Here is a 13,602-nt window from a genome sequence, read left to right as displayed (position 1 = left end):
CAAGGAGTCCTCGATGGCCCACTTGCCGACCCACGGAATCGACATCTTCGATCCCGTCCATCTCGACGAACCGAACGAGCTCTACCGGATCCTCCGCGAACACTCCCCCGTCCACCGGGTCGCCGGCACCGACTTCTTTCTGGTGTCGACGTGGGATCTCGTGACCGAGGCGGCGAACCGCACCGACGTCTTCTCGTCGAACCTCACCGGTGTGCTGGTGCAGCAGCCGTCGGGACCGCCCGCGACGTTCGACCTGGACGGCGGCGGTCAGGCCGTGCACGTCTTGGCCACCGCCGACGACCCGGCGCACCTGCACCACCGCACACTCGTGCTGACGACGCTCGGCCGCCGCATCCGCGCGCTCACCCCGACCGTGCACTCACTCGTCGACACTCTGTGGGACGAGGGCCTCCGCGACGGGCAGATCGATTGGGCGTCCGCGATGGCGGACCGGCTGCCACTGGCGATGGTCGCGCATCTCATCGGCCTGCCCGAGTCGGACGTACCCCAGCTACTGACGTGGGCCTACGACAGCACGGAGATGCTCGGCGGGGTCGTCGCCGCGGATCGCCTCGGCCCCCTCGTCACCTCCGCGGCCGAACTGGCCGGCTATCTACGGGCCGAACTCGTGCGCGCGAGGACCGACCCACGCGAGGATCTCCTGGGCGTCCTCGCGCACGCATGCAATGCCGGTGAACTGTACGAGGACGTGGCGACACTCGTCCTGGTCCAGCTGGTCGGCGCCGGCGGCGAATCGACCGCGGGGCTGATCGGGGGCGCCGCACGCCTCCTCGCCACCCGCCCCGGACTGCAGTCCCGGCTCCGGCAGCAACCCGCACTCGTCGACGCGTTCCTCGACGAGGCACTTCGTCTCGAGTCCCCGTTCCGCGGGCATCACCGGCACGTGCTTGCCGACACCACGCTCGGCGGCGTCGAACTGCCCGCCGGTAGCCATCTACTCCTGCTGTGGGGTGCGGCCAACCGGGATCCGGCCGTGTTCGAGCGTCCGGACGAGATAGTGCTCGACCGGCCGCACATCCGTTCGCATCTCGCATTCGGCAAGGGCGTCCACTTCTGTGTCGGATCGGCGCTCGCCCGCATGGAAGCGCTCGCCGCGACCACCGCATTGCTCGCGCGCACCGACAGCTTCTCCCTCGCCGCCGACGCCGAGCCACGGTGGGTCCCCAGCCTGTTCGTGCGGCGCCACAGCGCGCTCCCGCTCCGACTCGAGCAGATGACACGCAGCGATTGACATTGACGTCAATATCAACACATACTGTGACCGTGACCACAAGCGAGGCTCAGGAGCGGGCGCGGTCGGCGCGGAAAGACAACGACGGTCCCCGCCGCCGCGAACTCCTCCGGGCCGCGAGCGCCTGCTTTGCCGAACTCGGTTACGACCGGGCGACCGTCGAGGTGATCACCACTCGGGCCGAAGTGTCGCGGGCAACGTTCTACGCCTACTTCTCGTCGAAGGACGAGGTGTTCCACGCCGTCGCCGCCGACGTGTGCGAGGAATTCCTCGAGTCGCAGCACGTGGAAGGACCGGCCAGTGAAGACCTGCGAGAGGTGCTGCGCACCACCACGAAAGCGTTCGTGGAGGCCGTGTACGCCAACGGGCGCGTCCTCGAACTGATCAGGCACCGCGCCCGGCTCGACCCCGAGGTCGGCCGGAGCTGGACCACCGTGCAGACCCGGCTCATCCGCCGCTACACCCGGTTCATCGAGCGCATCAACGCCACCTGCGACGTCACGCCGTGCGCCCCACCCGCCCGCATCGCGCAGACCCTCGCCGACGCCCAGCTCGCGGGCGCCGCCCGGCTGGTCGATGCGACCGCCCGCGAACAACGCCGGTACACCGCCGACCTGACCGCCATCTCCGAAAGACTCATCGGCTTCGCCTAGCAACGACAATCCGCACAGAATCGGGAGTTCGGTATGCCCACTTCGCCTTCGAGTGACCCCGCTGCACTGGAATCGGCCCTCGCCGAGATACGCGAACTCCAGGACGCCGCGTGGCCACGGCAGGTACCGCGGTCAGTCGAGTACCCGATCGAGGGCCGCACCGTGATCGACTACCTGCGGCACTGGGCGACGGCACGACCGCAGACCGTCGCGATCGACTTCTACGGTCGTGCCATCACCTACGCCGAACTCGACGAACTCTCCGACCGCTTCGCCGGCTGGCTCCTCCAGCGGGGCGCGTCCGCCGGCGACCGCGTCGGCGTCCACCTCACCAACTGTCCGCAGTTCCATGTCGCGATGCTCGGGATCCTGAAGATCGGTGCCGTCCACGTCCCGATCAACCCGCTGTTCCGGGAGCACGAACTCGCGTACGAACTCGACGACGCCGGCGTGGAGATCCTGCTGACGCAGGATTCGTTCGCGGCCATGGTCGACTTCGTGCGCGGCCAGACGGCGCTGCGGCACGTCGCGATCACCGCCCTGTCGGACCTGCTGCCCGCCGAACCCGGCGTCGCACCGCCGTTCCCCCTCACCTCCGCGCCCACCGACTGGGCGGAGATCGTGAACTCCGCACGCGCCGAGCCTATTCCGATGGACCCCGACGCGTTGGCGGCACTGAACTACACCGGAGGCACCACCGGGATGCCGAAGGGCTGCAAACACACCCAGGCGCACATGGTCTACACCGCAGCCACCGCGACACTGGCCGGCGGCAGGCAGGTGGGCGAGGCTCCCCCGGTGGTCCTCGGGTTCCTGCCCATCTTCTGGATCGCCGGCGAGGACTTCGGCATCCTGTACCCGCTGATCAACGGCGGCACCGTCGTGCTCCTCAACCGCTGGGACCCGGACGCCGCGGCGACCCTCGTCGACAGTCGTGGGGTGACATCGATGGTCGGGACGGTCGACAACTATGTCGAACTGATGGATTTGCCCGGCTTCACCGAACGTGATTTCTCCACGCTGGACAACGCGATGGCCGTGTCGTTCGTGCTCAAGCTCGACCCCGCGATTCGCGGCCGCTGGCGCGACGCCACCGGACACGTGCTGCGGGAGGCCAGCTACGGGATGACGGAGACGCACACCGCCGACACCATCACACTCGGTTTCCAGACCGACGACGAAGACCTGCTCAGCGAACCCGTGTTCTGCGGACTTCCGGTTCCGGGCACCGACGTGCTGATCGTCGACGAGGCCGGGGCGCCCGTGCCGGTAGGGCAACCCGGACAGATCGTCGTGCGCAGTCCGTCGCTGCTCACCGGTTACTACGGCAAACCCGACGCCCCCGCTGCCGCGCTCCGCGACGGATGGCTCCAGACCGGTGACGTCGGCAAGCTGAACGATAAAGGCGCACTGCACTATCTGGCGCGCAACAAGGAAATGATCAAGACCAACGGAATGAGCGTGTTCCCCTCCGAGGTCGAGGCACTGCTCATGCTGCACCCCGACATCCAGTCGGCCGCGGTGGTGCCGAAGCCCGATCCGGGCAAAGGCCAGGTGCCGTTCGCGTTCGTTCAGCTCCTGCCCGACCGTGAGATCTCGGGCGAGGAACTGCGAGAGTGGGCCGCCCGGAACATGGCCACGTACAAGGTGCCCACCGTCGAGGTGCTCGACGCACTACCCATGACAGCGACCGGGAAGGTCCGCAAGGCCGACCTGTTCGCCCTGGCCGAGGAGTACAAGTGACCCTGCTGGTCGCCAATCGTGGCGAGATCGCGCTCCGCATCATCCGCACCGCCGGGGAGATGTCGGTCGACACCGTCGCCGTCTACGCGGAGGACGACGCGGACAGCCCCCACGTGCGCGCGGCAACCGAAGCGGTCGCGCTCCGCGGTTCCGGCCCGTCCGCCTACCTGGATCCTCGGGCCATTCTCGACGCGGCCGCCGAGTTCGGTGCCACGGCAGTGCATCCCGGATACGGATTACTCAGCGAGAACGCCGCTTTCGCACGCGCCTGCGCCGAGGCCGGACTGGCCTTCGTGGGTCCGAGCCCCGACGTGCTCGACATCTTCGGCGACAAGTCGTCGGCGCGTGAGGCCGCGGTGGCCGCGAAGGTGCCGGTGCTCGCCGCGACCAACGGTCCCACCGGCCTGGACGGCGTCCGCGCGTTCTTCGCGGAACACCCGGGCGGCATCATGATCAAGGCGCTCGCGGGCGGCGGCGGTCGCGGCATCCGTGCCGTCCGCAGCTCGGACCGGATCGAGGAGGAGTACCGGCTGTGCGCGTCCGAGGCGCAACTCGGATTCGGCAACCCCGCACTGTTCGCCGAGGCACTCCTCGACGGCGCCCGGCACATCGAGGTGCAGGTGGTGGCGGCCCCTCAGGCGGGCGTGACGCGGGCCCTGGCCGTCGGTGACCGCGACTGCAGCGTGCAGCGCCGCCACCAGAAACTCGTCGAGATCGCCCCCGCGCAGGGGCTCGACCCGGGACTGCGCAGCGAACTGCACGAGGCCGCGGCCCGGCTGTGCGCCAGTGTCGGGTACCGGGGACTCGCCACCGTCGAATTCCTGGTGTCCCGGGACGGCTTCGTGTTCCTGGAGGTCAATCCCCGAATCCAGGTGGAGCACACGGTCACCGAGGAGGTGACGGGGATCGACCTCGTCGCCGTGCAGATCGACATCGCCCGGGGTGCGGACTACGGGGATCTGTCGCTGCCCGAGGGCGTCAGCGCCGTGGGGCTCGACACGTCGGGCACCCCCACTGCCGCCCGCGGAATCGCCGTCCAGGCCCGCGTCAACATGGAGACGATGCGCCCCGACGGTCAGGCCGTTCCCGCCGCGGGCACCTTGTCCGTCTTCTCGCCGCCGACGGGACCGGGTGTGCGCGTCGACACCTACGGCCGGCCCGGACTGTCGCCGAGCCCGCGGTACGACTCGCTCCTCGCGAAGGTGATCGTGCATTCGCGGGGCCCGTCGTTCTCGGCCGCGGTGCGCAAGGCGGATGCGGCGCTCGCCGAGTTCGTCGTCGAGGGCGTCCCCACCAATATCGCCTTCCTCCGGGCGATTCTGGCGGATCCCGGCTTCGCCGACGGCGTAGTCGGCACCGATCATCTCACCGAGCGGATGAGCGCGCTCGTCGACGCCGCCCAGGTGCAACAACCGGCGGAGGTGGCGTCGGAAACACTCGAGTTGCGGGCGGGTGAGGACGTGCTGCGCGCCCACATGGCCGGGACCGTCGTGGAGTCGGCCGGCGAAGGTGCAACGGTGGAGTCGGGTGCCCAGCTCGTGGTGCTCGAGGCCATGAAGATGCAGCACGTGATCGCCGCGCCCGCCGGTGCGGTGGTCGAGCGGAATCTGGTGTCGCCCGGGCAGAACGTCAACGCCGGCGACCCGCTGGTCGTGATCCGCCGCACGGGAGCGGAGGCCGGCGACGTCGCCGACAGCGCAACCGATCTGGATCGTGAGCGCGCGGACCTGGCGGAGATCCGGCAGCGGCACGAGGTGACCCTCGACGCCGCCCGGCCCGCCGCGATCGCGAAGCGCACGAAGCTCGGACGGCGCAGCGCACGTGCCAACATCGACGATCTGGTCGACCCCGGCAGCTTCGTCGAATACGGACCGCTCGTCCTGGCCGCGCAGCGCAGCCGCCGATCCGAGCAGGACCTGATCGAGAACACCCCCGCCGACGGTCTCGTCGCCGGGCTCGCCACCGTCAACGGTGACGTGTTCGGTTCGCGCGACGCCCAGGCGGTCGTGCTGTCGTACGACTACACGGTGCTCGCCGGAACCCAGGGCATGCGGAACCACGCGAAGACGGACCGGGTGATCGAACTCGCCGGCCGCAAGCAGGTCCCGGTTGTCCTGTTCGCCGAGGGCGGCGGCGGACGGCCGGGCGACACCGATGCCGGCCCGGCAGCAGGGTTGGACCTGAACACCTTCCGGTCGCTGGCGGCCTTGAACGGGAAAGTTCCGCTGGTGTCAGTGGTCTCCGGGCGCTGCTTCGCGGGGAACGCCGCCCTCGCCGGAGTCTGCGACGTCCTCATCGCCACCCCCGACGCGAACATCGGCATGGGCGGCCCGGCGATGGTGGAGGGCGGCGGACTGGGTGTGTACCGGCCGGAGGACATCGGACCCGTCGACGTGCAGCGGCGCAACGGCGTCATCGATCTGCTCGCCCGCGACGAGGCGCACGCCGTCGAACTGGCCAGGAAGTACCTGTCGTACTTCCAGGGCGCGCTCCCCGACTGGGAAGCCCCCGACGAGCGGCTGGCACGCCACGTCGTCCCGGAGAACCGGTTGCGCGCCTACGACGTTCGCAATGCCGTGGAATCCATCGCCGATGTCGGCTCGGTCCTCGAACTACGCCGCGACCACGGCGTCGGCATCGTCACCGCGCTGATCCGGGTGGAGGGGGCGCCGTACGGGCTGGTCGCGAACAGCAGCCACCACCTCGGCGGCGCGATCGACGCGGTCGCGGCAGACAAGATGGCCCGCTTCCTGGAGCTGTGCGAATCGTTCGGTCTGCCCGTCGTCTCGCTGTGCGACACACCGGGATTCATGGTCGGCCCCGATTCGGAGAAGGAGGCCACGGTTCGCCGGTTCGGCAAGCTGTTCGTCGCGGGCGCGCGGATGACCGTGCCGTACGGGACCATCATCCTGCGCAAGGGGTACGGCCTCGGCGCGATGGCCATGGCGGGCGGCTCCTTCCACGCGTCCGAGTTCACGGTCGCGTGGCCGACCGGCGAGATCGGGGCCATGGGGCTGGAGGGCGCGGTGCGGCTCGGATTCCGGAAGGAACTCGAGGCCATCGACGACCCCGCCGAGCGCGACACCGCGTTCGCGCAACTCGTCGACGCCGCCTACCAGCACGGGAAGGCCTTGAACGCGGCGACGATCTTCGAACTCGACGACGTGATCGACCCGGCCGACTCCCGTGCCTGGATCGTGCGCCTCCGGCACCCGTGAGTACTTATTAACCGCGGGATGTTAATAAGTACTCACAGGGGCGACGCCCACCACGGCCCGGCCGGAGTAGGTGCCTGCGCGCACCTGGTCGATCACCGAGACGACGTCCGCGATCGGAACGTCGTGGGTGATCGATTCGAGCCGGGACGGCGCGAGGTCGGACGCGAGACGGCCCCACAGCCGGCGCCGCTGCTCGATCGGGTACTGCACCGAATCGATGCCGAGCAGGCTGACACCCCGCAGGATGAACGGCAGGACCGTGGTCTCCAACTTCGGTCCGCCGGTCAGCCCACTCGCCGCGACCGCGCCCCCGTACTCGATGGTGCTGAGCACGTGCGCGAGGGTGGCACCGCCGACGCAGTCGACGGCGGCGGCCCACTGCGCCTTACCGAGCGGACGCGGCTTCGTGTCGGGCTCCGGGAGCCGTCCGATCACCGTGCTCGCACCCAGTTCGGTGAGCAGTTCCGCCTTCTCCGGCTTTCCGCTCGACGCGACCACCTCGAAGCCCGCCGCGGACAGCAGGTCGACGGCGACGGTGCCGACGCCGCCACTCGCACCGGTCACGAGCACCGGACCGTTGCCCGGCTCGACTCCGCGGGACAGCAGCGCCTCCACGCTCATCGCGGCCGTGAAACCGGCGGTCCCGATCGCGGCAGCGGTGCGGGTGGACATGCCGTCGAGTTTCACCACCCAGTCGGCCGGGACGCGGGCGAACTGCGCGTACCCGCCGTGACGGGCGGTGCCGATGTCGTAACCGTGCGCGACGACCGTGTCACCGACGGAGAACTCCGGGGACTGCGACTCGACGACCGTGCCTGCCACGTCGATGCCGGGCACGATGGGGTACTCGCGGACCACTCCACCCTTCGGTGTGAGCGCCAGGGCGTCCTTGAAGTTCACGCTGGAGTACTCGACCTGGATGGTGACCTCGCCCTGCGGCAGGAACGACTCGTCGACCGTCTCCTGGGAGAGGCCGATGGCGCCCTCGTTCTCGCGAGCGATCCAGGCGGTGAATTCCTTCATCAGCTTGCTCTCCTGACCTCGGGGGTGCGTCGAGACCATCATGCGACAGCCGTGTCCCGCAGACGAGGCCGGGGCGACGTTCCCCGGATCAGAACCGCAAGAGCACCTTGCTCGACGAGGACGCATCCCTGGCTGACGCGAAGGCGGTGAGCGCATCGGCGACGTCGTACTCCGCCGTGATGATCGGATCCACCGCGAGGGAGCCGTCGGCGAGGGCGGCCACCACCTCGTCGATCTCGTCGTTGAACCGGAACGAGCCGACCAGATCGAGTTCCCTGGTGATCGCGATCGACACGGGTACCGGCTGATCCCCCGAGGGAAGCAGACCGACCATCACGACGCGGCCACCGCGGGCCGTCCCGTGGATCGCCGATGCCAGACCGCGATGGTTGCCGGAGCATTCGATGGTGACGTCCGCTTCCACCGCCGCGACTGCGTCGGCATCGGTGGCGGTGAGCGTCGCGTCCGCACCCACGGCACGCGCGATCCTCAGCGGGTACTCGTGCATGTCCACCGCGGTGATCTTCCCGGCGCCCGCCCGCTTCAGCACTGCCACGACGAGCGCGCCGATGGGTCCGGCACCGATGACGAGGACCGACCGGTCCTTCACCTCCCCTGCCCGCGCGACCGCGTGCCACGCCACGCTCGCCGGCTCGGCCAGTGACGCCAGACGAAGATCGAGACCGTCGGGAAGGACCCGGAGCATGCGGGTCGGGACGGCGACGTGGCTGACGAACAACCCGTCCGCGTGCGGGAAATGTGCCGCGCTGCCCAGGTACGTGCATCCGGGCGAGATGTTGGGGCGATCGGCCGGATATTTCGCGCTGTCGCCGCCGGGGGTCGCGGGATGGATGGTGACGGGGGTGCCTGCGCCGGGACCGCTTCCGTCTTTCGCGCCGATCAGGACGGTTCCCGACGCCTCGTGTCCGAGCCGCATCGGTGCGCGAAGGATCGATTCGCCGGCGGCGCCGTGCTGCCAGTAGTGGAGGTCGGATCCGCAGATCCCGCCGTAGGCTATGCGGATCACCGCTTCGTCCGGTTTCGGTGCGGCGATCGGCACCTCCTCCACGCGCAGGTCCTGCGCACCGTGGGCGACGACCGCCTGCGCGTGCGTCGGAACCTCGGTGGTGTGTGAAGCGGTGGTCGGGCTGGTGTTCATGCGTGGAGTCCAGTTCTGTCGGAGATCGGAGCTGGTCATCTGGTGACGGGTTCCGCGGTGGTGAGAAGGCCGAGTTCGTCCCGGCGTGGCATGCCCTCCCAGTCGCCGGACACGGTGCACGCGAACGCCCCGACCGTGACAGCGGTTCTGAGCCGGTCGGCGGGTGCCTCACCGGCCAGTCGTTCCGCGAGGTAGCCGGCGACGAAACCGTCTCCGGCCCCGACGGAGTCGATCACGCTCACCGGAACCGCGGGCAGGGAGTACGTCTCCCCGTCGACGATCGCCAGGCATCCCTTGTCTCCCAGTTTCAGGACGCTTTCGCGTGGTCCGAGATCGCGGATGCGGGCGACGAGTTCGGCGGGAGTGCCGTCGCCCACTGCGATCGCGGCCTCGTCCTCACCTGCGAAGACGATGTCCGACAATCCGATCAGCTCACGGAAGACGGGGCCGGCGTCGTCCGGCGACCACAGCGCTCGGCGGTAGTTGAGATCGAACGACACCGGAATGCCCAGTGCGCGTGCCCGTTCGACGCAGTGCAGGGTGGTCTTCCTGGCGGTGTCGGACAACGCGGGGGTGATGCCGGTGACGTGCAGCAGGGACGCCGACTCGAGCCGGTCGTCCGCGATGTCCGACATCGTGAGCCGCGACCCCGCGCTGCCGGTCCGGTAATACCAGACGCGGGTGGCGGTGGCGGTTCGCCGCTCCTTCACCATCAGTCCGGTCGGAACATCCGGATCGCGGATGACGTCGGCGGTGATTCCCTCGGCCCGGAGTTCCCGTTCGATCAGGTCACCCAGACTGTCCTGGCCGACGCGCCCGATCCAGGTGACGTCGACGCCGAGTCGCCGCAGCGCGATCGCGAAGTTCGATTCGGCGCCGCCGATTCCCAGGTGGAGCGTGGAGGTGTGGGCGAGCGGTCCGGTGTCCACCGCCCTGGTGAGGGCCATCGTCTCGCCGAATGTCAGCACCGTCATCACGCGACCTCCAGTTCGGCGACGACGTCGCCGAGGCGCCGGCATCGTTCGGCCAGCTGCCCGAGGTCGCCGCCGCGGAGTGCGTCCCCGATCAGCGGTCCGCCGAGGCTGACCGCCGCCGCTCCGGCCGCGAACCACGCGGGGACGTCCTCGATGCCCACCCCACCCGACGGGACCACCTGGATGTCGGGGAAGGGGCCGCGCAGGTGCCCGATGTACTCCGGCCCGACCACCGACGCCGGGAACAGCTTCACGGCAGTCGCACCCGCGTCCCATCCGTTCCACAATTCGGTCGGGGTGAATCCGCCGGGGTAGATCGGAACTCCGGCACGGACGGCCGTGGCGATGACGTCGAGGTTGGTCGTCGGCGTCACGAGGAAGTCGGCACCCACGTCGAGGGCGGCGCGGGCCTGGTCGACGGTGGTGACCGTCCCGACCCCGATCTCGACGCCGTCGGGTGCGGTGCGCCGGATGCTGCTCAGGGACTCGAGGGTGCCGGGCGTGCTCATCGTCAGCTCGACGGCGCGCACCCCGTTCTCGGCGAGGACGGTCACCACGGGGGCGTACCGGTCGGCGTGCGCGGCGCGCAGCACCGCGATGACAGGGGAGGTCATGCCGCCGTCACCTCCCGGTCGGTGGAGTTGGCGGCCAGCGTGAGGTCGCGGTCGCGGGTTTCCGGTGCCATCGTCGAGGCGATCAGAACGGTCACGGCCATCACGATCATGTAGAGGGCCACGGGGATCCACGAGCCGGAGAAGGCCGTGACGAGGGCCGCGCAGATCAGTGGTGCGACACCGCCCCCGAAGATCGAGGCGAATTCACGGCCGAGAGTGACGCCGGCGTAGCGGTAGCGGGAGCCGAAGATTTCCGGGAAGTAGCTCATGGTGACGCCGACGGCGCCCTGGCAGGCCAGGATGAAGCCGACGATCATCGCCATCGTGATCAGCAGGTGTGAGCCGGTGTTCAGGGCCAGGAAGGTCGGCACCGGCAGGATGATCAGGGCGATCACGATCGAGATGTAGACCGGCTTGCGGCCCACCCGGTCGGACAGACGCCCGAACCCGTATGCCGCGATGCCGCCGCAGATGGCCCCGACCAGCAGCACCTTGGGAATGAACGTGGGGTCGACGTGCACGTCGTTCTTGAGGTACGACGCCATGAACACCTGGTACGTGTACGACTGCGCGCTGATGCCGATGGTCATGAACATGACGATGAACAGCGGCTTCTTGCCGTTCGCGAAGATCTCCTTCACCGGCGTCTTCGGAACCTGGTGCTGCTCCTTGAGTTCCTGGAACACCGGGCTCTCGTTGAGCTTGCGACGAATGACGAACGCGGCGACCGTGACGAACAGACTGCTGATGAAGACGAGACGCCAGCCCCAGGACATGAGCTGCTCTTCCGGCAGGAGCTGCGCGGCGATCCACGCGACTGCGCCGAGCGCCGTGCCCAGTGCGGCTCCCGTCATCACCAGGGCGGCGAGCCTACCTCGCCTGCCTATCTGCGCCGTCTCCGTCAGAAGGGTTGCACCGCCGGACTGTTCGGCTCCCGCTCCGAACCCCTGGAAGAATCGGCACGCGACGAGGAGAGCGGGTGCGAGCAGCCCGACCTGACTGTAGGTGGGCAGCAGGCCGATACCCAGTGTCGCGCCGCCCATCAGCATCAGCGTCGCGACGAGCACCCACTTGCGGCCGAGACGCTCTCCGTACCGCGAGAAGAACAGGCCGCCGAGCGGCCGGGCGAGAAACCCGACGGCGTAGGCGCTGAAGCTCGCGAGGATGCCCGCCGCGGGCGAGATGTTCGGGAAGAACAGGGTGTTGAATATCAGCGCCGAAGCGGTGCCGTAGATGACGAAGTCGTACTGCTCGAGCGTGGTGCCGATGAGCCCCGCCCACGCCGCCCGGCGGACCGCGGACGGGTCTGCCTGGGGTGTACCGCCACCGCGGCCGGGAGTTTTCGGGTTCACCGTGGGGTCGAGTGTAGTGTCCATGGATTCCTCCATTGGTGGTCCCGGAATAGTCCGGGCAAGGGGTGAGGGAGTCAGATGGTCGCGCTGGACCGCAGCGACGTGATCGTGTCGAGGTCCGGGACCGGGTCGGATGCTTCGCCGGCGGCGACTGCCGGCCCGTGACGGACGATGATGTCGACGAAGTCGGCGATCCGCGAGACGAAGTCGGTGTGCGAAGCGAGAGTGCTGGGAAACAGACCTCCGTCGACGAAGACGGAGCGAACGAATTCGGTAGTGGACGCGGCGTTGTCGGCCATTCCTGCCAGGCGCGGTCGAGCGGGGTCGGTCATGGATCGTGCGTGGGGGCCGGGGTCGAACCCGGGCGGCGGGGCGATGCAGCAGAGGTATGCCGCCACCGTCAGAGAAAGGTACTGCGGGACCGTACCGCGGCCGAGGTGTGCGAGCGCGGGGATCGGGATGCGCTGCGTCAGTTTGACCGATCCGTCGGATCCGACCTGTGAGGTGCGATGTCCCAGAGCGGTATTGGACCAACGCGAGAACAGCTGCCGGATGTAGTCGTCCGTGTCCACCGATGCGGGAACGGTGACCGTCGGCAGGTACTCGTCGCAGAGGATCCGCCGCGCTGCGGCCTCGACGAACGGTTGCGCAACGGACTCGGGGATGGTGGCGCGCCCGTCGAGTGCGCCGAGGTAGGCGATGAGCGAATGTGTCCCGTTGAGCAGCCGGACCTTCATCAGCTCGTACGGCTCGACGTCGTCGGTGAACAGCGCGCCACCGTGCTCCCACACGGGGCGGCCGGCGGCGAACCGCTCCTCCATGACCCACATCGTGAACTGCTCCGCGGGGACGGCGATCGTGTCGCGCACGCCGAGGTGTGCCCGTGCCGTCTCGTTGTAGCGGTCCGAGCCGGACGGCACGATCCGGTCCACCATGGAGTTGGGGAACGTCACGGACGAGTCCATCCAGGACAGCAGGTCGTCGCGCAGAGTCGGGGCGAACGTGCCGACGAACTCGCGGACGAGTCTTTCGGTCTGACGCCCGTTGGACAGCAGGTTGTCGCAGCTGAGGATCGTGACCGGGGCGCCGTGCGTGCTCGCCCGCAGGGCCAGTCCGCGGGCGATCTGCCCGATCGTGGTGCGGGGCGTCCGCACCTCGTTGAGGTCGCGGCGAACGACGTCGGAATCGAGGTCGAGGGACCCGGTCTCGGGTGACACCGTGTACCCGTGTTCGGTCACCGTGATCGTGACGATCTTCGTCGCCGGGTCCGCGATCGCACGGACGACGGACTCCGGGTCCTGCTCGGCCACCAGCGTTCCGGTATGTGAACCCGGGACGCTCACACGAGCACCGTCCGGCGAGATCTCGACGACGCTGTACAGAAGGTCCTGCGCGTTCATCGCATCGGCGACGGTACTCGAGCGGCTCGCCACACCGAGAATGCCCCACGGTCCGGGTTCGCGTTCCATCGCGAGCGCGGTGTACACCGCCTGGTGTGCGCGGTGGAAGTTGCCGAGGCCCAGGTGAACGATCCCGGTCCCCTCCGGTACCCGCCGGTGGATCAGTGCCGCGGCGGGAACGTTTCGGCGCGAAAGTGTCGGTTCGGACATGCTC

10 protein-coding genes are annotated in these 13,602 nt (G+C 69.0%); 4 read left to right on the top strand and 6 right to left on the bottom strand.

The genetic code is table 11. From position 1 onward, the window contains the following. Positions 1 to 13: 13 nt before the first annotated feature. Genes QM693_RS03365 through QM693_RS03350 form a run of 4 tightly spaced genes read left to right on the top strand, consistent with a single transcriptional unit; the run spans position 14 to position 6,866 of the window. Entirely contained in the window at positions 14 to 1,252 is a 1,239-nt protein-coding gene (locus QM693_RS03365; RefSeq protein ID WP_283351387.1) for a cytochrome P450, read from the top strand. Between the two features lie 26 nt (positions 1,253 to 1,278). Further along, the gene (locus tag QM693_RS03360; RefSeq protein WP_283351386.1) at positions 1,279 to 1,905 is read left to right on the top strand and encodes a TetR/AcrR family transcriptional regulator; all 627 of its coding nucleotides are present in this window, start codon (positions 1,279 to 1,281) and stop codon (positions 1,903 to 1,905) included. Between the two features lie 33 nt (positions 1,906 to 1,938). After that, a complete protein-coding gene (locus QM693_RS03355) occupies positions 1,939 to 3,648 on the top strand; it encodes an AMP-binding protein (RefSeq protein WP_283351385.1) in 1,710 nt (569 codons plus the stop codon). Next, positions 3,645 to 6,866 carry an acetyl-CoA carboxylase family protein gene (locus QM693_RS03350; protein ID WP_283351384.1) on the top strand — a complete coding sequence of 1,074 codons (3,222 nt, stop codon included), beginning with the start codon at positions 3,645 to 3,647 and terminating at the stop codon, positions 6,864 to 6,866. The genes QM693_RS03355 and QM693_RS03350 overlap by 4 nt, the downstream gene beginning before the upstream one ends. 21 nt (positions 6,867 to 6,887) lie before the next feature. Here the strand turns inward: QM693_RS03350 and QM693_RS03345 are convergent, their stop codons facing one another. The 6 genes from QM693_RS03345 to QM693_RS03320 all read right to left on the bottom strand — a co-directional run bounded on the left by QM693_RS03345 (position 6,888) and on the right by QM693_RS03320 (position 13,598). Continuing rightward, a complete protein-coding gene (locus tag QM693_RS03345; RefSeq protein WP_283351383.1) occupies positions 6,888 to 7,889 on the bottom strand; it encodes an MDR family oxidoreductase in 1,002 nt (333 codons plus the stop codon). An 88-nt stretch (positions 7,890 to 7,977) separates the two neighbouring features. Then, positions 7,978 to 9,048 carry an L-idonate 5-dehydrogenase gene (locus QM693_RS03340; protein ID WP_283351382.1) on the bottom strand — a complete coding sequence of 357 codons (1,071 nt, stop codon included), beginning with the start codon at positions 9,046 to 9,048 and terminating at the stop codon, positions 7,978 to 7,980. A 35-nt stretch (positions 9,049 to 9,083) separates the two neighbouring features. Further along, positions 9,084 to 10,022 carry a sugar kinase gene (locus tag QM693_RS03335; RefSeq protein WP_283351381.1) on the bottom strand — a complete coding sequence of 313 codons (939 nt, stop codon included), beginning with the start codon at positions 10,020 to 10,022 and terminating at the stop codon, positions 9,084 to 9,086. Beyond that, complete coding sequence (locus tag QM693_RS03330) at positions 10,022 to 10,636, bottom strand: bifunctional 4-hydroxy-2-oxoglutarate aldolase/2-dehydro-3-deoxy-phosphogluconate aldolase (RefSeq protein WP_283351380.1); 615 nt, start codon at positions 10,634 to 10,636, stop codon at positions 10,022 to 10,024. The genes QM693_RS03335 and QM693_RS03330 overlap by 1 nt, the downstream gene beginning before the upstream one ends. Further along, the gene (locus QM693_RS03325; RefSeq protein ID WP_283351379.1) at positions 10,633 to 12,012 is read right to left on the bottom strand and encodes an MFS transporter; all 1,380 of its coding nucleotides are present in this window, start codon (positions 12,010 to 12,012) and stop codon (positions 10,633 to 10,635) included. The genes QM693_RS03330 and QM693_RS03325 overlap by 4 nt, the downstream gene beginning before the upstream one ends. A gap of 50 nt (positions 12,013 to 12,062) precedes the next feature. Beyond that, complete coding sequence (locus QM693_RS03320) at positions 12,063 to 13,598, bottom strand: mannitol dehydrogenase family protein (protein WP_283351378.1); 1,536 nt, start codon at positions 13,596 to 13,598, stop codon at positions 12,063 to 12,065. Between the last annotated feature and the right edge of the window lie 4 nt (positions 13,599 to 13,602).

Source organism: Rhodococcus sp. IEGM 1305 (genome assembly GCF_030058635.1).
Taxonomy (GTDB): Bacteria; Actinomycetota; Actinomycetes; order Mycobacteriales; family Mycobacteriaceae; genus Rhodococcus_F; species Rhodococcus_F opacus_D.
Note: the sequence above shows the minus strand (reverse complement) of the source record. Positions and strands in the feature narration are given on the sequence as shown.

What these genes read in the sequence shown, in the direction of transcription:
- QM693_RS03345 (WP_283351383.1), bottom strand. Translation starts at nt 7,889, where the DNA reads ATGAAGGAATTCACCGCCTGGATCGCTCGCGAGAACGAGGGCGCCATC.
- QM693_RS03330 (WP_283351380.1), bottom strand. Translation starts at nt 10,636, where the DNA reads ATGACCTCCCCTGTCATCGCGGTGCTGCGCGCCGCGCACGCCGACCGG.
- QM693_RS03365 (WP_283351387.1), top strand. Translation starts at nt 14, where the DNA reads ATGGCCCACTTGCCGACCCACGGAATCGACATCTTCGATCCCGTCCAT.
- QM693_RS03325 (WP_283351379.1), bottom strand. Translation starts at nt 12,012, where the DNA reads ATGGACACTACACTCGACCCCACGGTGAACCCGAAAACTCCCGGCCGC.
- QM693_RS03320 (WP_283351378.1), bottom strand. Translation starts at nt 13,598, where the DNA reads ATGTCCGAACCGACACTTTCGCGCCGAAACGTTCCCGCCGCGGCACTG.
- QM693_RS03340 (WP_283351382.1), bottom strand. Translation starts at nt 9,048, where the DNA reads ATGAACACCAGCCCGACCACCGCTTCACACACCACCGAGGTTCCGACG.
- QM693_RS03355 (WP_283351385.1), top strand. Translation starts at nt 1,939, where the DNA reads ATGCCCACTTCGCCTTCGAGTGACCCCGCTGCACTGGAATCGGCCCTC.
- QM693_RS03335 (WP_283351381.1), bottom strand. Translation starts at nt 10,022, where the DNA reads ATGACGGTGCTGACATTCGGCGAGACGATGGCCCTCACCAGGGCGGTG.